This window comes from Streptomyces sp. NPDC091280 (assembly GCF_044768565.1).
Taxonomy (GTDB): Bacteria; Actinomycetota; Actinomycetes; order Streptomycetales; family Streptomycetaceae; genus Streptomyces.
This window is the reverse complement of record NZ_JBIVUZ010000006.1, coordinates 203,626-219,995: the sequence shown is the minus strand read 5'-3', so window position 1 is coordinate 219,995 and position 16,370 is coordinate 203,626. Positions and strand designations below refer to the sequence as shown.

Here is a 16,370-nt window from a genome sequence, read left to right as displayed (position 1 = left end):
CCACTCCTCGGAGGACTTCCGTGACGTCACGTCTGAAGCTGGTCGGCCTCGTCGCCGTACCGGCCCTGCTCGCCGCCGCCGTCCCCAGCGCCTACGCCGCCGTCCAGCCGCACACAACTCGCGCCGCCGTGGCGGGAGATGTCCTCAAGGGCCTGAACCACGACGCGTCCCGTACCGGCGCCGTCGCGGCCGGCAAACGCATATCGGTGGCCATCAGCCTGACACCGAGAAACGACAAGGCGCTCGACACGTTCGTCGCCGCCGTCAGCGATCCGCGGTCGAGCACGTACGGCCACTATCTGACGAAGGCCCAGTTCGCGGCCCGCTTCGGCCGGACCGACGCCGAGGTCCAGCGGGTCAAGGACTTCCTGCGCGCCCAGGGCCTGACCGTCGGCAAGGTCCACTCGGGGAACCTGCTGGTCGACGCCAGCGGCACCGCCGCCCAGCTGGAGAAGGCGTTCGGCACCAAGCTCTCGACGTGGAAGGACGCCCGGTCGGGCCGCGCCTTCTACGCCAACGAGAGCGCGCCGACCCTGCCCACCGGCATCGCCGGCCTGGTCAGCGACGTCACCGGCCTCAACAACCGGGCCCAGCTGCACCACGAGGGGTCCGCCAAGGTCAACCCGCACAACGGCCCCGGCGGCGGCTACACCCCGGCCCAGATCAAGGGCGGCTACAACGTCTCCGGCACGTACACCGGCAGCGGGCAGAAGATCGCGCTGCTGGAGTTCGACGGCTTCCAGCAGTCCAACATCACGAAGTACGACACCAACTACAGCCTGGGCTCGCCCACTCCGACCGTGTCGAAGGTGGACGGCGGCTCCGGCGCGCTCGGTGACGGACAGGTCGAGGTCGAGCTGGACATCGAGGTCCTGCACGCCATCGCCCCGAAGGCCAACGTCACCGTCTTCGAGGGCCCCAACTCCGACGCCGGTGAGGTCGACACCTACCAGGCCATCGTCGACAGCGGCATCCCGACCACCTCGATCAGCTGGGGTGCCTCCGAGAGCCAGCGCACCACCTCCAACATCAACGCCGTGGACGCCGTGTTCAAGGCGGGCGCGGCCGAGGGCCTCGGCTTCTACGCGGCCTCCGGCGACGACGGCTCCGACGACGCGGGCGACGGTACGACCACCGTCGACTACCCGGCGAGCGACCAGTACGTGACCGGTGTCGGCGGCACCACGCTGACCGTGACCTCCGCCAACGCGTGGAGCAGGGAGACCGCCTGGTCCGGCGGTGGCGGCGGCAAGTCCTCCGTCTTCAAGATCCCGAGCTGGCAGACCGCCGTGCAGAAGACCGCGGGCGGCGGCTACCGGCAGGTGCCCGACGTGTCGGCGCTCGCCAACCCGAGCCCCGGTGTCTCGATCTACTCGCAGGGCAGCTGGGGCTCGGTCGGCGGCACCAGCGCCGCCGCGCCCGAGTGGGCGGCCTTCGGCGCGCTCTACAACCAGCAGGCCGCGGCGGCCGGCAAGGCCAACCTCGGCTTCGCCAACCCCGCGCTCTACGCGGCGAAGGGCACCGGCTTCCACGACATCACCAGCGGCAGCAACGGCGCCTACTCCGCCGCCAGCGGCTGGGACTTCACCACCGGCTGGGGTTCGTACAACGCCGCGACCCTGGCGGCCAAGCTCCTCGGCTGACCCACGGCGCAGGACCGAGCGGGCCGGGATCCTCCCCGGCCCGCTTCAGCTGTCGTAGTCGACGGCGAGGGTGTCGGACACCGGGAAGCTCTGGCAGGTGAGGACGTAACCGGCGTCGACCTCGGAGGGTTCGAGGGCGTAGTTGCGCCGCATGTCCGCCGTCCCGTCGGTGACCAGCGCCCGGCAGGTGCCGCAGACCCCGCCCTTGCAGGCGAAGGGCAGGTCGCGCCGGGTCTGCTGCGCGCCGTCGAGGATCGAACGGTCCTTGGGCAGCGCGGAGTCGGTGGTCCGCCCGTCGAGCGTGACGCGGACCTGGCTGACGGGTCCGGCGTAGGCCTTGTCGACGTGCTCGTTCAAACGCACGGGCTCGTCGTCGGCGTAGAACAGCTCCTGGTGCACGCGTTCGGCGGGAACACCGAGTCCGGTGAGGAGTTGCTGGGCGTCGCGGACCATGCCGTGCGGGCCGCACAGCCACCAGTGGTCGGCGCTCTCCACGTCCACCAGGGCGCCCACGAGCGTGCCGAGCCGGTCGGCGTCGAGTCGGCCGGAGAGGATCTCGGCCTCGCGCGGTTCACGGGACAGGATGTGCGCGAGCTGGAACCGGCCGGGGTGCAGGTCCTTCAGATCGGCCAGCTCGTCGGCGAACATCACGGTGTCGGAGCGCCGGTTGCCGTAGAAGAGCGTGACGCGGGAGCGGCTGTCGGCGGCGAGGACGGATTCCGCGATGGACAGCATCGGGGTGATGCCGGATCCGGCGGCGATCAGGAGGTGGTGGCCGGGGCGGGTGAGGTCGGGGGTGAAGGCTCCGGTGGGGGCCATCACCTCGACGATGTCTCCGGGGCGTACGTCGTGGACGAGCCAGGAGGAGAACAGGCCGCCCGGGACGGTCCGTACACCGATGCGCGGTCGCGCTCCCGCCGGGGAGCAGATGGAGTACGAGCGCCGTTCGTCGCGCCCCTCCACCTCGCGGCGGAGCGTGAGCGACTGGCCGGGCCGGTGGGCGAACTCCTCGGCCAGGTGCTCGGGGATGTCGAAGCCGATGGCGGCGGCGTCCGCGCACAGCGGCTCGACGGCGGCCACCCGCAGCGCGTGGAAGGCCGGGCGGCGGCGCGCCGGGCGGGCGGGGGTGGTGGAGGCAGTGGGGGCCGGGGCGGTCACGTGTCCACCGTCCTTTCCGCGAGGGGGAGTTGGGAGTTCGCCATCAGATCTCCTTGACGTACTCGAACGGCTCGCGGCAGGCCCGGCACCGCCACAGGGCTTTGCAGGAGGTCGCGGCGAAGCGCGAGGTCTCCTCGGTGTCCGTCGCCCCGCAGCGCGGGCAGGCGACCGTGCGGCGGGTCGGCGACAGCGTGAGCACGAGTGGACCGCGCGGGGCGGCGCCGGGCGGTGCGATGCCGTGGGCGGCGAGTTTGGCGCGGCCGGCCGGGGTGATCCAGTCGCTGGTCCAGGACGGGGCGAGGACCGTGCGGATCTCCACGCGCGGGTAGCCGGCGGCCGTCAGCCGCGCGGCGACCTCGGCGCGCATCTCGGCCATCGCCGGGCAGCCGGAGTAGGTCGGCGTGAGGCTCGCGACGACCGTGCCGTCCTCGCGCACCTCGACCTCGCGCAGGACGCCCAGGTCGGCCAGCGTGAGCATGGGCATCTCGGGGTCGGGGACCCGGGCGGCGATGTGCCGGGCGCGCCGCGCGTCGAGCAGGGCGGTCACCATGTCGCCTCCGGGTGGGCGCGGGCCACGCTCTGGAGTTCGGCCAGGAGCGGGGCGAGGTGTGCGGTGTGGTCGCCGGCGCGACCGTGTCCGGGTACCGGTGCCGCCTCGGGCCAGACGAGCCCGGCGGCGTCGGTGACCTGGCGCAGCACGGCCAGCACCTCGCCCTTCAACTCGCCGTCGTCCTTCAACTCGCCGTCGTCATCGAAGAGTTCGTCCGTGTAGGGCGCGACGGCGGTCAGCGCGTCCCGCATCCGCCGCGCCGACTCCTCGGTGCCGTCGCCGAGCCGGACGGCCCACTCGGCCGCGTACTGGCGGTGGTACGCCAGCTCGTTGACGCCCTTGGCGGCGATGGCGGCGAGCACCGGGTCCGGTGTGGTGACCGCGAGTCGCTCGAAGAGGGCCAGCCGCCATGAGGACAGCACCAGCAGGCGGGTGATGGAGAACGCGAAGTCGCCGTTGGGGAGTTCGGCCAGTCGTACGTTGCGGAAGGCGTCGGCGTCGCGGAAGTAGGCGTAGGCGTCCTCGCCGCGTCCGGTGCCGTCGACCTGGCCGGCGCGCGCGTAGAGCAGGCGGGTCTGGCCGAGGAGGTCGAGCCCGATGTTGGCCAGGGCGACCTCCTCCTCCAACTCGGGGGCGGCGGTGCACCATTGGGCGAGCCGCTGGGCGCCGACGAGCGCGTCGTCGCCGAGTGCCAGGCAGAGTGCGGCCAGTCGGGCGGTGTCCGTGCCCTCCGGCACGCTCTGGTCGACGCCGTGCAGCGGGTCCTCGAAGCCGGTGCCGAAGGCCCAGCGGGCGTCGCCGTCGTCGTGTCCCTCGGCCAGGGACAGATAGACGTGGTCGTCACTCATTCCCTGCTCCTAGATGTGCGGGACGTCGTCGGGGATGTCGTAGAAAGTGGGGTGGCGGTACACCTTGTCGGCGCTCGGCGCGAAGAACGGGTCCTTCTCGTCGCGGGTCGAGGCGGCGATGTGCTGCGAGCGCACGACCCAGATGGACACGCCCTCGTTGCGCCGGGTGTAGAGGTCGCGGGCGTGGGTGAGGGCCATCGCGTCGTCGGCGGCGTGCAGCGAGCCGACGTGGACGTGGTTCAGGCCGCGCTTGCCGCGGACGAACACCTCGTACAGGGGCCAGTCCTGCGTCATGCCACCGCTCCTTCGGTCTTGCGGGTGCGCGCCGCCTGCTTGGCCGCGTGGGCGGTGGCCGCCTCGCGGACCCAGGCGCCCTCCTCGTGGGCGGCCCGGCGACGGGAGACCCGCTCGGCGTTGCGCGGTCCGTCGCCGCGGATCACGCGCTGCAACTCGGACCAGTCCGGGGTGCCGAAGTCGTGCCGCCCGCGCTCCTCGTTCCACCGCAACTCCGGGTCGGGCAGCACGACTTGGAGCTTGGCCGCCTGCGGGACCGTCATGTCGACGAAGCGCTGGCGCAGTTCGTCGTTGCTGTGCCGCTTGATCTTCCAGGCCATGGAGCGCGCCGAGTTGGGCGAGTCGTCGTCGGGCGGCCCGAACATCATCAGCGACGGCCACCACCAACGGTCCACCGCGTCCTGCACCATGGCCCGCTGCGCGTCCGTGCCGCGCATCATCGTGAGCAGCAGCTCGAAGCCCTGGCGCTGATGGAAGGACTCCTCCTTGCACACCCGCACCATGGCCCGCGCGTACGGCCCGTACGAGCAGCGGCACAGCGGGACCTGGTTGCAGATCGCCGCGCCGTCCACGAACCAGCCGATCACGCCGACGTCGGCGAAGGTCGGCGTCGGGTAGTTGAAGATCGACGAGTACTTCTGCCGGCCCTCGATCAGCGCCCGGGTCAGCTCGGCGCGGTCCGCGCCCAGGGTCTCGGCGGCCGAGTAGAGGTACAGCCCGTGTCCCGCCTCGTCCTGCACCTTCGCGAAGAGGATCGCCTTGCGGCGCAGGGAGGGCGCGCGGGTGATCCAGTCGCCCTCCGGCTGCATCCCGATGATCTCGGAGTGCGCGTGCTGCGCGATCTGCCGGATCAGGGTCCTGCGGTAGCCCTCGGGCATCCAGTCGCGGGGCTCGATCCGCTGGTCCTTCGCGATCGTGGCGTCGAACCGCTCCTCGAACCACGTCTCGTCCCGGTCGGCGGCTGACGCCTCCGTGCCTGTGCTGGTCATCGACACCTCAACTCCCCAACCGACCATTCGTTCGGTATCCAGTGTGATGGGTTTCCGCCAGCGAGGCAAGACCTGCCGGGTCGACAGCTCCACGCGGGTGACGCCGTCGAGCGCGGCGAGCTCCTCGGTCATCTCTTGACAGGCGGTGGCGATGCTGGATTACTTGGCCGTGCCGCACGCTAACCGAATGTTCGGTCGGTCCACAAGGTGGTGGAGAATGACGCAGGCCACGAACACGGCCGCCAATCCCACGGAACGGATGTTCGCCGCGGACACGGCGTCCCGGGCGCTCGGGATGACGCTCGTCGAGCACGGCGAGGGGACCGCCGTACTCCGGATGACCGTGACCCCGGCGATGGTCAACGGACACGGCACCGCCCACGGCGGCTTCCTCTTCCTGTTCGCCGACTCCGCCTTCGCCTGTGCCTGCAACAGCCACGGCCCGGTGACCGTGGCCGCCGCCGCGGACATCGACTTCGTCGCTCCGGCCTACGAGGGCGACGTCCTGACGGCGACCGCGCGGGAGCGCGTCCGGTTCGGCCGCAGCGGCGTCTACGACGTGAGCGTGCTGCGCGGCGACCAGGTGATCGCGGAGTTCCGCGGGCGCAGCCGCGTCATCGACGGCACAAGGACGAAGGCGAAGACGAAGGAGTCTCCATGAGCAGCGACCAGAAGGCCCCGGTGGCCGCGAGCCCGCGGCTGGGCGAGCCGCTGCCGAAAGCGCTGCTGGACGCCGCCGAGCGCCTCACCCGCGAGGAGCTGCGCGCGCGTCAACTGGGCCTGCTCCAGGCCACGTTGCGGCACGCCTACGACAACGTGGAGCTGTACCGCCGCAAGTTCGACGCGGCCGGGGTCGGACCGGGCGACTGCCGCGCCCTTGAGGACCTGGCCCGGTTCCCCTTCACCACCAAGGCCGACCTGCGGGACACCTACCCCTTCGGCATGTTCGCCGTGCCCATGGCCGAGGTCCGCCGCGTCCACGCCTCCAGTGGCACCACCGGGCGCCCCACGGTCGTCGGCTACACGGAGAACGACCTCTCCATGTGGGCGGACGTGGTGGCCCGTTCGATCCGCGCGGCCGGCGGCCGTCCCGGTCACAAGGTCCATGTGTCGTACGGCTACGGGCTGTTCACCGGCGGACTGGGCGCGCACTACGGCGCCGAGCGCGCGGGCTGCACCGTGATCCCCGCCTCCGGTGGCATGACGGCCCGTCAGGTGCAGATCATCCAGGACTTCGAGCCCGAGATCATCATGGTCACCCCGTCCTACATGCTGACCCTCCTCGACGAGTTCGAGCGCCAGGGCGTCGACCCGCGCACCAGCTCCCTCAAGGTGGGCATCTTCGGCGCGGAGCCGTGGACCGAGGAGATGCGCCGCGAGATCGAGGAGCGCATGGACATCCACGCGGTCGACATCTACGGCCTGTCGGAGGTGATCGGCCCCGGAGTGGCGCAGGAGTGCGTGGAGACGAAGGACGGCCTCCATGTGTGGGAGGACCACTTCTACCCGGAGGTCGTCGACCCGTTCACCGACGAGGTGCTCCCGGACGGCGACAGCGGCGAACTCGTCTTCACCTCCCTCACCAAGGAGGCGCTGCCGATCATCCGCTACCGCACCCGCGACCTGACCCGGCTGCTGCCCGGCACCGCCCGCCCGGCCTTCCGGCGGATCGAGAAGATCACCGGCCGCTGCGACGACATGCTCATCCTGCGCGGGGTGAACGTCTTCCCGAGCCAGATCGAGGAGATCGTGCTGCGCACCCCCGCCGTCGCCCCGCACTTCACGATCCAGCTGACCCGGCGCGGCCGGATGGACCACATGACGGTCCGCGCCGAGGCCCGCCCCGGCGCCGGCCCCGAGCAGCGGACGGCCGCCGCGGCGGCGATCGGCAAGGGCGTCAAGGACGGCGTGGGCGTGACCGTGGACGTCGAGATCGTCGACCCGGAGACGCTGGAGCGCTCGGTGGGCAAGATCCGCCGCGTCAAGGACCTGCGGGAGCGGTGACGTCCGGTCGGTCCGCCGCAGGCCAACTCCCCTCCCCCACAAGCAACATGACGTCCCGAGTACGATGATCGAGCGCTCGCCCGGATCCGCCCCACCGCCTGCCTTCCTGCCCGACGGCCCGACGGCCACGATGGAGTCGCCATGACGACCGACCCGCGGTCGGCCCCGCAGATCGACACCGCCAAGGCGCATCCCGCGCGGGTCTACGACTGGCTGCTGGGCGGCAAGGACAACTACCCGGCCGACGAGGCCGTGGGCGAGCGACTGCCGCCCGAGGCGAGGGACGCGGCCCGGCAGAACCGGCAGTTCATGCACCGCGCGGCGACCTGGCTGTCCGCGCGGGGCGTCGACCAGTTCCTGGACATCGGCACGGGCATCCCCACCGCGCCGAACCTGCACCAGATCGTCCAGCGGACCGCACCGGCCGCGAAGGTCGTCTACGCCGACAACGACCCGATCGTGCTGCGCCATGCCGAGGCCCTGCTGGTCAGCCACCCGGACGGGGTCACCGACTACATCCAGGCCGATGTGCGCGAGCCCGAGGCGATCGTCGAACACGCCCGCCACGTCCTGGACTTCGACCGCCCGATCGCCCTCTCACTGATCGCGCTGATGCACTTCGTCCCGGACGAACAGGACGCCCACGGCATCGTCCGCGACCTCGTGGCCACCATGCCGTCCGGCAGCCACCTGGTCCTGTCGCACGCCGCGTCCGACCTCTACCCCGAGCTGGCGGCGCGGGTCACCGCCGAGTACGCCAAGGGCGGCATCAAGCTCGGGTTCCGCACCCGCCCGGAGGTCGCCCGCTTCTTCGACGGCCTCGACCTGGTGCCGCCCGGCCTGGTGACGGCGCCGGAGTGGCACCCGCCGACACCGGACGAGACCCCGGAGGACAGCGGGATCTACGCGGCGGTCGCGCGCATCCCCTGAGCCCGGCGAGTCGGCCCGGACGCGCCCCGGCATCGAAGAGGGCGCGGCGCTCGCTCCCGGGGCATTGTCAGTGGTGGCAGGCAGGATGAACGCCATGACCACACCAGTTGCAGTGATCGTGGACGCCGCCGGCTACGCGCAGGCGGTCGAGGACGCGGTGAAGGCGTCGGCCGCCTACTACACGGGCGGCACCTCCGTGCTGGACGACGACGCCTACGACCGGCTGGTGCGCGGCATCGCCGCGTGGGAGGCCGACCATCCCGATCAGGTGCTGCCCGACTCCCCTTCGGGGAAGGTCGCGGGCGGCGCGGTCGAGGGCGACGTCCCGCACACGGTGGCGATGCTCAGCCTGGACAACGTGTTCTCCGCCGAGGAGTTCACGGCCTGGACCGTCTCGCTGGCCCGAAGAACCGGCCACGAGGTCACGCGGTTCAGCGTGGAGCCCAAGCTCGACGGCCTGGCCGTCGCGGCCCGCTATGTCGACGGCCGCCTCACCCGGCTGATCACCCGCGGCGACGGGACCGCCGGGGAGGACGTGTCCCACGCGATCGGCACCATCGTGGGCCTGCCCGCCGAACTGACCGAGCCGGTCACCGTCGAGGTGCGCGGCGAAGTCCTCATGACCACCGCCCAGTTCGAGCACGCCAACGAGGTTCGCACCGCGCACGACGGACAGCCGTTCGCCAACCCGCGCGGCGCGTCGGCGGGCACCCTGCGCGCCAGGGAACGCGCCTACACCGTGCCGATGACGTTCTTCGGCTACGGCCTGCTGCCGCTCGCGGGCACCGGGACGGCGCTCGCCGAGCGGCTGGGCGAGCTCGCGCACAGCGAACTCATGGACCGCACCGCCGCGCTCGGCGTCAACACCACCGCCACCACCCCCGTGCCCGGCAGCACCGCCGACACGGTCGAGGAGGTGCTGACCCGGGTGCGGGAGATCGCCGCGCTGCGCGCCGGGCTGCCGTTCGGGATCGACGGGATCGTCGTCAAGGCCGACCTCGCCGCCGACCAGCGGGCCGCCGGCTCGGGCTCACGGGCCCCGCGCTGGGCCATCGCCTACAAGCTCCCGGCCGTGGAGAAGATCACCCGGCTGCTGGCCGTGGAGTGGAACGTGGGCCGCACCGGCATCATCGCCCCGCGCGCCGTCCTGGAACCGGTGGAGATCGACGGGGCCACCATCACCTACGCCACCCTCCACAACCCGGGGGACATCACCCGTCGCGATCTGCGCCTGGGCGACCACGTCATGGTGCACCGGGCCGGCGATGTCATCCCGCGCGTCGAAGCCCCCGTCGCGCATCTGCGGACCGGCGAGGAGCAGCCCATCGTCTTCCCGGAGGTGTGCCCGCGCTGCGGTTCCGGCATCGACACCGGCGAACTGCGCTGGCGATGCGAACAGGGCCGCAACTGCCATCTGGTCGCCGCGCTCTCCTACGCCGCCGGCCGCGACCAGCTCGACATCGAGGGCCTGGGTCACACCCGTGTCGTCCAGCTCGTCGAGGCGGGTCTGGTCGCCGATCTGGCCGACCTGTTCGCCCTGACCCGCGACGGGCTCCTGGGCCTGGAGAGGATGGGCGAGACCAGCACGGACAACCTCCTCGCCGCGATCACCGCGGCCAAGGGGCAGCCGCTGTCCCGGGTACTGTGCGCGCTCGGGGTGCGCGGCACCGGCCGGTCCATGTCCCGTCGTATCGCCCGCTATTTCGCCACCATGGACGGCATCCGCGCCGCCGACGCGGAGGCGATGCGGCGGGTCGAGGGCATCGGCACCGAGAAGGCGCCCTCGATCGTCGCCGAGCTGGTCGAACTGGCCCCGCTCATCGACAAGTTGGCCGCCGCCGGGGTCAACATGACCGAACCCGGCGCGACCCCGCCGGCCCCCGAGACCGGCGACGACGAGACCGGCAGCACCGAGGCGGACGGCGCGCAAGCCCCGGCCGTGGCCGACGGACCGCTGGCCGGGATGACCGTGGTCGTCACGGGCGCGATGACCGGCCCCCTGGAGAAGCTCAGCCGCAACCAGATGAACGAACTCGTCGAGCGCGCCGGTGGCCGCTCCTCCTCCAGCGTCTCCAAGAAGACCACCCTGGTCGTCGCGGGCGAGAACGCGGGGTCCAAGCGCGCCAAGGCCGAGAGCCTCGGCGTCCGCCTCGCGACCCCGGACGAGTTCGCGACCCTGATCGCCGACTACCTCGACTGATCGCCGTCGCAGGAGGTGTTCCGCAGCTCACAGTCGCCCGAGGGCCCGGCCGGGAACAACCGACGACTCCCGCCCGTTCTTTCCTACGTGGCTGCGGAGGGGACAGTGTCCCCGGGCCTCACCCATGGCCCATGGGGACGATCGTCCGGCTGAAGCCCCATGGAGCCCCTCGCCGAGAGGCGACCGCCCTCCGCAGGCCACCGCGTACGGCCCCGGCTGGTCTCCCCCGTCCAGTCGGGGCCTTTTTCACTCCGGGGAGCGACCTCGGGCACTCCGCGGCAAGGGCAGAATGGACGCCACACAGCCGCTGCGGATGGGGAGTTCATGGACACGCGTACGTTCGACGCGCTGACGGAGTCGATGAAGAGCGCGTACGTCGCGGGTCTCAGCGAAGGCGCCGTGCCCCGCCCGGTCATCATGCCGCTCGTGCGCGGCGAGCTGGTCGGCCTGATCTGGCTGCGGCCGGTCGAGCCCGGCCGGGACGCCCTCACGGCCATCGCGTCGCTGTCGAACATCGCCGCGGCGGCCGGCGCCGACGAGATCGTCCTCGCCTGGGAGACCCACGACGTCGCCACCGTCTGCGAACTCCCCGTCGACGGCCCGTCGCCCTGCCTCAACATGGCGGTCGCCACGAAGGACGGCCATGTGCTGCACCAGTTCCCCTACACCGAGGACCAGGCGTCGGCCGGACCGCGGTGGCTGCCGGCTCCTGCTCCCCAGCCCGACGCCGACCTGCTGCCGCCCGTGCGGGCCGCGGTCGACTACGCCTTCACCCCCCTCGATCTGGACCACCCCTCGCCGTTCGGCGTCACGGTCGTCCTGATGGAGGAGGACGGCTACACCCTCCGTCTGACCGAGGCGTTCGCCTTCTGACCACCCCGGCGCCGGGGCGACACCATCATTTGGCACATGGCAAACAGCCGTCACAGACCTGACACATTTATCGGCGCAAGGGCATCGCCCGCCCGCCCCGGGCCTACGCTGTGCCGGTGACCAGTGTCGATGTCGCCGCCGGACCCGCCGCCGAGAGCGGCCCCGAACCGCGCACCCAGTCCCTGATGCTGACCTTCTTCGGCGCCCATGTCCTGGGGCGGCCCGTCGCCGTGTCGTCGGGCAGTGTGATCGCCGCGCTCGGCAGGCTGGGCAGCACCGAGGAAGCCGTGCGGACCACCCTGAACCGCATGGTCAAACGCGATCTGCTGGAGCGCAGCCGCCAGGGCCGCAAGACCTATTTCGGACTGACACCGCACGCCGTCCAGGTACTGACGGACGGCCGCGACCGCATCTGGCGCACCGGCGCGGTCAACCGCGACTGGGACGGGCGCTGGACAATGGTCGGCTTCTCCCTGCCCGAGGCCTGGAACCGCGAACGGCACGATCTGCGCTCCCGGCTGATCTGGGCGGGCTTCGGCCCTTTGCAGAACGGCCTGTGGGTGGCCCCGGCACCCGTCGACGTCCGCGAGATGGTGGCGGGCCTGGGCCTGGAACCGTATCTGCGGGTGTTCCGGGCGGAGGTGGAGTCGCCCACCGACGTCCGCGAGGTCCTTGAGCAGGCCTTCGACGTGCCGGCCATCGGCGCGCGCTACCGGGCGTTCCTGGAGCGCTGGGACCGCACCGACCCCCTGCCCGCGACAGCCGCAGGCGACGAACTCGCGGGCCAACTCCTGCTGCACACCGACTGGTTGGACCTCGTACGACGGGACCCGCACCTGCCCGCCGAGCACCTGCCCGCGGACTGGCCGGCCGCCCAGGCGGAGACCGTCTTCCGCGGCCTGGCCCGCCGCTGGGAGCGCCCGGCCGCCCGCGCCGCCGCCCGCCTGCTGGACACCCTGACGCTGGACTGATCTCCCCCTCGACGCCCCGCCGGTCCGCGCCCGGCCCCGGCATGCCCCGAGGCGCGCACCCGTCCGCCGTAATATTGGTCATTCTATTGACGGCAATGAAAAAAGAGCCCTACATTCGCAGCGCTCTTCCCGCTCGGCTTCCCCCGCTCGGCTTCCCAGCTCGGCCTTCCCGCCAGCTCCTTCCTCCGGTCCCCCTCGACCCACGGAGCCGCCGTCATGCCCCGACCCCGTCTCTCGACCCTCGCCGCGGCCTGCGCGACCGCGCTCGCCGCGGCCCTGATCGGCCCGGCGACCACCGCCCACGCCACAGGCGCCGCCGCCCACCACTCCGGCACGCTGGCCGATGGCGCCACCTGGATCGCCGACACACCCGACCACTGGAACGGCACCCTCCTCCTCTTCAGCCACGGCTTCGGCCCCACGACCGCCGCCGACGCCCCGTCGCCCGCCGTGGCCCAGACCCTGCTGGCCGCCGGATACGCCCTCGCCGGCTCCTCCTACGACCCGAACGGCTCGATGTGGGCGCTCGACTCGGCCGAACGGGACCAGTTCGCCACGCTCACCGCGTTCCGCCACCAGGTGGGCACCCCGCAACGGGTCATCTCGGTCGGCCAGTCCATGGGCGGCCTGGTCAACGCGGAGATCGCCCGCGACGGCGCCGGACGCGTCGACGGCGCGCTCGGTCTGTGCGGCCTGGTCGCGGGCGGTGTCGACCTGGACAACTACCAGCTGGACGCCGAGTACACCCTGGCCACGTTCTTCGACCCCGCCGACGCCGACGCCCTGGTGAACCTCGACGGCCAGGCCGACGCGGGCGCCCTCGCCGGGCGTCTGACGGCGGCCGTGGAAGCGGCGCAGCAGACTCCGGCGGGACGCGCCCGGATCGCCCTGGCCGCCGCCTATCTCAACCTGGCCGACTGGGCTCCCGGTCAACAGCCGCCCGCGCGCGGCGACTTCGCGGACCAGGAGCGGCAGCAGTACGCGTGGCTGGCTCAGGGGCTGCTCGGGTTCATCGTCCCGGCGCGCTGGTCGGTGGAGCAGTCGGCCGGTGGCAACACGTCCTGGAACAAGGGCGTCGACTACGCCCGCCTGCTGCGCGGGTCCACCCACCTGAAGCAGGTCGAGGCGCTCTACCGCGACGCCGGTCTCGGTCTGCGCGCCGATCTGAACCGGCTCACCCGTGGTGCGGACGTCACGGCCGACCCGGTCGCGGTGACCCGGCTGCGGCGGACCTCGACCGCGGGGCAGGGACTGTCCGTACCGCTGCTGGACATCCACACCACCGCCGACCAACTGGTGCCGGTGGAACAGGAGTCGGCCTTCGCCGGGCGGGTGCGCGCGGCCGGTGACTCCGCGCTCCTGCGCCAGGCCTATGTGGCCCGCCAGAGCCACTGCAACTTCACCACCGCCGAAGTCGTCGCCGGACTGCACGCGGTGGAACACCGGTTGGACACCGGGCGCTGGGGCGACTCCGCCTCCGCCGCCCAACTCCAGCGCACGGCAGATGAGTTGGGCCTCGACGGCGCCGCCTTCACCGACTACCGCCCGGACCGCCTGACCGGCACCCGCTGATCCCGGGCCGCCCGCGCCTTCCCTTTCCCCCGGCGCCTGCTCTCCGCTCACCGTCCCCACCTCTCTCCCCTCCCCTGTCTCCTCCTCCGTCCCCGTTCCGCACGCTTCAGGAGTCCTCCGTGTCGATGACGACCGAATCCTCCGCCAGAACCGCCACCGGCCCCGGCCTGACCACCGGCACCCTGGTCGCCGGTCTCCTCGCCGTCTGCCTCGCGCAGATCGGCCTGGCCATACCGGCCACCCTCAACGGGCTGTTCCAGTCCGACCTGCACCCGGTCGGCTCCCAACTCACCTGGATCTCCGACGCGTTCCTGCTGCCGGTCGCCGTACTGGAGCTGACCTTCGGCCTGCTCGGCGACCTCTTCGGCCGCAAACGGCTGCTCGTCGGCGGCGCGTCGCTGCTGGCCGTGGGCGAGTTGGTCAGCGCCACCTCCTCCGGTGTGCACCAACTCTGGACCGGACAGGCCCTGGCCGGGCTGGGTGCCGCCGCCCTGTTCCCGACCTCGCTGGCCATCCTGGCCGCCGGCACCACCTCACCCGCGCAACGGGCCCGCGTGATCGCGATGTGGGCGGCCCTGCTGTCCACCGGCGGGTTCATCGCCCCGCTGCTCGGCGGTGTCACCGCGACATACGGCTCCTGGCGCTGGTCCTTCGTCGTGGTCACCGCCATCGCCGTGGCGAGCATCGCGGTCAGCGCCCTGTTCGCCGTGAACTCCAGTGCGCCTGAGGGCCGTTCACTCGACATCGCGGGACAGGTCACGATCGGCCTGGGCCTGTTCGCCCTGCTCTACGCGATCATCCAGGGCCCGACCGACGGCTGGTCCTCGCCCTCGATCGTCATCGCCTTCGTCCTGGCGGCCGTGTTCCTCGCCGCCTTCGTGCTGGCCGAGAAGCGGGCCAAGTCGCCGCTGCTCCGCCTCGACCTGTTCCGCAACCGCGCCTTCGCCGTCGCCTCGGTCGTCGCGGTGGTCGGCATGTTCGCCTTCCTCGGCACCGCCTACTCCGTGAGCATCCGGCTCGGCCCGGTGCAGGACCAGGCGCCCATGCGCACGGGCCTGGCGTTCGTCCTCCTCAACGGCGTCACCCTGGTGATGCTGCCGCTGACGGAACGACTGCTGCGGACCGTCGCCCCCGGCCTGCTCCTGGGCACGGGGCTGGTGCTGATCGCGGCGGGCGACTACTGGGCGGCCACGCTCCCGATCACCGACACCGCCTTCACCTCGCTGATCCTGCCGCTCGGTCTGGTCGGCCTGGGCTTCGCGATCACCGTCTCGTCGATCACCGCGACCGCCGTGAACACCGTGCCGACCCACCTGGCGGGCATGGCGAGCGCCACCACCAACCTGCTGCGCGACTTCGGCTTCACCCTCGGCCCGGCCGTCATCGGCGCCGTCGCGCTCAGCCGCGCGGCTAGCAGCTTCACCGACTCCCTCGACAACTCCGCCCTGCCGCAAGCTCTGAAGGGCGCGGGCACGGCCGTACTGGAAGAGGGCGGCCCGCTCGCGGTGAACGGTGCCTCGGCGGCGTCCCCGAAGCTGGCCGAGCTGCATCCGCTCGCCCTGGACGCCCTCGGCCACGGCTACTCGATCGGCTTCGTGGTCTGCGGCAGCGCGGCCCTGCTCTCGGCGCTGCTGGCGCTCGCCACGCTCAGGGGCCGCCGTACCGCCGAGTCCGTGTGACGGGTCCGCCCACGCGCCGCCAACCGTCGTAGCCACAGGGCGAGTCGCAGCTCCACGGCGTGCGCCGGGTCCTGGCGCGCGTGGGCGGACCCCGGTTCAGTCAGTGGTCGTGGTGTCGAACCACGTGGGCGCGTCGGCCAGGGTCTGCTTGATCCGGAAGAGTTGGTGGTCGCTGAGTTCGGGCAGCGCGTCCAGCTCGAACCAGCCGACCTCCAGGGACTCGTCGTCGTTGACGGCCGCCTCGCCGCCTGTGGCCCGGCATTGCAGGGTGATGTCCATGAACTGGCAGGCGTCACCGTTCGGATAGCTGATCGGCCCGCCGGCCTTCACCATCACGACCCGCTCCGCCACGCACTCGACGGCCGTCTCCTCGAACACCTCGCGCACGGCGCACACCGCGGGCTGCTCGCCGGGCTCGGGAATGCCGGAGGGCAGCGCCCACTCGTGGTTGTCGGACCGCTTGCCCAGCAGCACGCGTCCCGCGTCGTCGAAGACGACCGCGCTCACCCCGGGAAGCCACAGCAGCTGGTGCCCGGCGGATTCCCGGATCGTACGGATGAAATCAGGAGTAGCCATGGTCCGACCCTAGCGGGACGGTCCATGGCCACTTCGTGAACTGCCGTGCGCGCGGCGGACGGACGACGGGCGTACGGCCCGCG

General features: G+C 72.0%; 15 protein-coding genes. 9 read left to right on the top strand and 6 right to left on the bottom strand.

Annotated elements, in window-relative coordinates; translation table 11 throughout:
- Positions 1-20 precede the first annotated feature (20 nt).
- Positions 21-1,643 (top strand): protease pro-enzyme activation domain-containing protein, encoded by a 1,623-nt coding sequence (locus ACIQPR_RS19795; RefSeq protein WP_403649900.1) that lies wholly within the window; start codon positions 21-23, stop codon positions 1,641-1,643.
- Positions 1,644-1,688: 45 nt separating this feature from the next.
- Here the strand turns inward: ACIQPR_RS19795 and paaE are convergent, their stop codons facing one another.
- From paaE to paaA, 5 genes are read right to left on the bottom strand one after another with little or no spacing between them, the layout of a single operon-like run.
- A complete protein-coding gene (gene paaE, locus ACIQPR_RS19790; protein WP_403649897.1) occupies positions 1,689-2,801 on the bottom strand; it encodes a 1,2-phenylacetyl-CoA epoxidase subunit PaaE in 1,113 nt (370 codons plus the stop codon).
- 43 nt (positions 2,802-2,844) lie between these two features.
- Positions 2,845-3,351: a 1,2-phenylacetyl-CoA epoxidase subunit PaaD gene (gene paaD, locus ACIQPR_RS19785; protein WP_403649894.1), complete on the bottom strand. Its 507-nt coding sequence runs from the start codon at positions 3,349-3,351 to the stop codon at positions 2,845-2,847.
- A complete protein-coding gene (paaC, locus tag ACIQPR_RS19780; RefSeq protein ID WP_403649891.1) occupies positions 3,345-4,199 on the bottom strand; it encodes a 1,2-phenylacetyl-CoA epoxidase subunit PaaC in 855 nt (284 codons plus the stop codon). The genes paaD and paaC overlap by 7 nt, the downstream gene beginning before the upstream one ends.
- Before the next feature lie 9 nt (positions 4,200-4,208).
- Positions 4,209-4,493 (bottom strand): 1,2-phenylacetyl-CoA epoxidase subunit PaaB, encoded by a 285-nt coding sequence (paaB, locus tag ACIQPR_RS19775; protein ID WP_403649888.1) that lies wholly within the window; start codon positions 4,491-4,493, stop codon positions 4,209-4,211.
- Positions 4,490-5,482: a 1,2-phenylacetyl-CoA epoxidase subunit PaaA gene (gene paaA, locus ACIQPR_RS19770; protein WP_403649885.1), complete on the bottom strand. Its 993-nt coding sequence runs from the start codon at positions 5,480-5,482 to the stop codon at positions 4,490-4,492. The genes paaB and paaA overlap by 4 nt, the downstream gene beginning before the upstream one ends.
- A 217-nt stretch (positions 5,483-5,699) precedes the next feature.
- On the opposite strand from paaA, the gene paaI reads away from it, so the two are divergent.
- The 8 genes from paaI to ACIQPR_RS19730 all read left to right on the top strand — a co-directional run bounded on the left by paaI (position 5,700) and on the right by ACIQPR_RS19730 (position 15,711).
- Complete coding sequence (gene paaI / locus ACIQPR_RS19765; RefSeq protein ID WP_403649882.1) at positions 5,700-6,143, top strand: hydroxyphenylacetyl-CoA thioesterase PaaI; 444 nt, start codon at positions 5,700-5,702, stop codon at positions 6,141-6,143.
- Positions 6,140-7,486, top strand: coding sequence for a phenylacetate--CoA ligase PaaK (paaK, locus tag ACIQPR_RS19760; protein ID WP_403649879.1), 1,347 nt, complete (start codon positions 6,140-6,142; stop codon positions 7,484-7,486). Before paaI ends, paaK begins: the two co-directional genes overlap by 4 nt.
- 141 nt (positions 7,487-7,627) lie before the next feature.
- Positions 7,628-8,416, top strand: coding sequence for an SAM-dependent methyltransferase (locus ACIQPR_RS19755; RefSeq protein WP_403649877.1), 789 nt, complete (start codon positions 7,628-7,630; stop codon positions 8,414-8,416).
- Positions 8,417-8,510: 94 nt separating this feature from the next.
- Positions 8,511-10,616 carry an NAD-dependent DNA ligase LigA gene (ligA, locus tag ACIQPR_RS19750; RefSeq protein ID WP_403649874.1) on the top strand — a complete coding sequence of 702 codons (2,106 nt, stop codon included), beginning with the start codon at positions 8,511-8,513 and terminating at the stop codon, positions 10,614-10,616.
- A 324-nt stretch (positions 10,617-10,940) separates the two neighbouring features.
- On the top strand, positions 10,941-11,489 hold the full coding sequence (locus ACIQPR_RS19745; protein WP_403649871.1) for a hypothetical protein: 549 nt from the start codon (positions 10,941-10,943) through the stop codon (positions 11,487-11,489).
- A 110-nt stretch (positions 11,490-11,599) separates the two neighbouring features.
- A complete protein-coding gene (locus ACIQPR_RS19740; protein WP_403649869.1) occupies positions 11,600-12,460 on the top strand; it encodes a PaaX family transcriptional regulator C-terminal domain-containing protein in 861 nt (286 codons plus the stop codon).
- Between the two features lie 216 nt (positions 12,461-12,676).
- The gene (locus ACIQPR_RS19735; RefSeq protein ID WP_403649867.1) at positions 12,677-14,032 is read left to right on the top strand and encodes an alpha/beta hydrolase; all 1,356 of its coding nucleotides are present in this window, start codon (positions 12,677-12,679) and stop codon (positions 14,030-14,032) included.
- A 125-nt stretch (positions 14,033-14,157) separates the two neighbouring features.
- On the top strand, positions 14,158-15,711 hold the full coding sequence (locus ACIQPR_RS19730; protein ID WP_403649864.1) for an MFS transporter: 1,554 nt from the start codon (positions 14,158-14,160) through the stop codon (positions 15,709-15,711).
- A gap of 96 nt (positions 15,712-15,807) precedes the next feature.
- Here ACIQPR_RS19730 and ACIQPR_RS19725 read toward each other — a convergent pair whose 3' ends face one another.
- Entirely contained in the window at positions 15,808-16,287 is a 480-nt protein-coding gene (locus ACIQPR_RS19725) for an NUDIX hydrolase (protein ID WP_403649862.1), read from the bottom strand.
- Positions 16,288-16,370: the final 83 nt, after the last annotated feature.

Excerpts from the sequence above, each read along its gene's own strand:
- paaD (WP_403649894.1), bottom strand. The coding sequence starts at position 3,351 with ATGGTGACCGCCCTGCTCGACGCGCGGCGCGCCCGGCACATCGCCGCC.
- paaC (WP_403649891.1), bottom strand. The coding sequence starts at position 4,199 with ATGAGTGACGACCACGTCTATCTGTCCCTGGCCGAGGGACACGACGAC.
- paaB (WP_403649888.1), bottom strand. The coding sequence starts at position 4,493 with ATGACGCAGGACTGGCCCCTGTACGAGGTGTTCGTCCGCGGCAAGCGC.
- paaA (WP_403649885.1), bottom strand. The coding sequence starts at position 5,482 with ATGACCAGCACAGGCACGGAGGCGTCAGCCGCCGACCGGGACGAGACG.
- paaI (WP_403649882.1), top strand. The coding sequence starts at position 5,700 with ATGACGCAGGCCACGAACACGGCCGCCAATCCCACGGAACGGATGTTC.
- paaK (WP_403649879.1), top strand. The coding sequence starts at position 6,140 with ATGAGCAGCGACCAGAAGGCCCCGGTGGCCGCGAGCCCGCGGCTGGGC.
- ACIQPR_RS19755 (WP_403649877.1), top strand. The coding sequence starts at position 7,628 with ATGACGACCGACCCGCGGTCGGCCCCGCAGATCGACACCGCCAAGGCG.
- ligA (WP_403649874.1), top strand. The coding sequence starts at position 8,511 with ATGACCACACCAGTTGCAGTGATCGTGGACGCCGCCGGCTACGCGCAG.
- ACIQPR_RS19745 (WP_403649871.1), top strand. The coding sequence starts at position 10,941 with ATGGACACGCGTACGTTCGACGCGCTGACGGAGTCGATGAAGAGCGCG.
- ACIQPR_RS19735 (WP_403649867.1), top strand. The coding sequence starts at position 12,677 with ATGCCCCGACCCCGTCTCTCGACCCTCGCCGCGGCCTGCGCGACCGCG.
- ACIQPR_RS19730 (WP_403649864.1), top strand. The coding sequence starts at position 14,158 with ATGACGACCGAATCCTCCGCCAGAACCGCCACCGGCCCCGGCCTGACC.
- ACIQPR_RS19725 (WP_403649862.1), bottom strand. The coding sequence starts at position 16,287 with ATGGCTACTCCTGATTTCATCCGTACGATCCGGGAATCCGCCGGGCAC.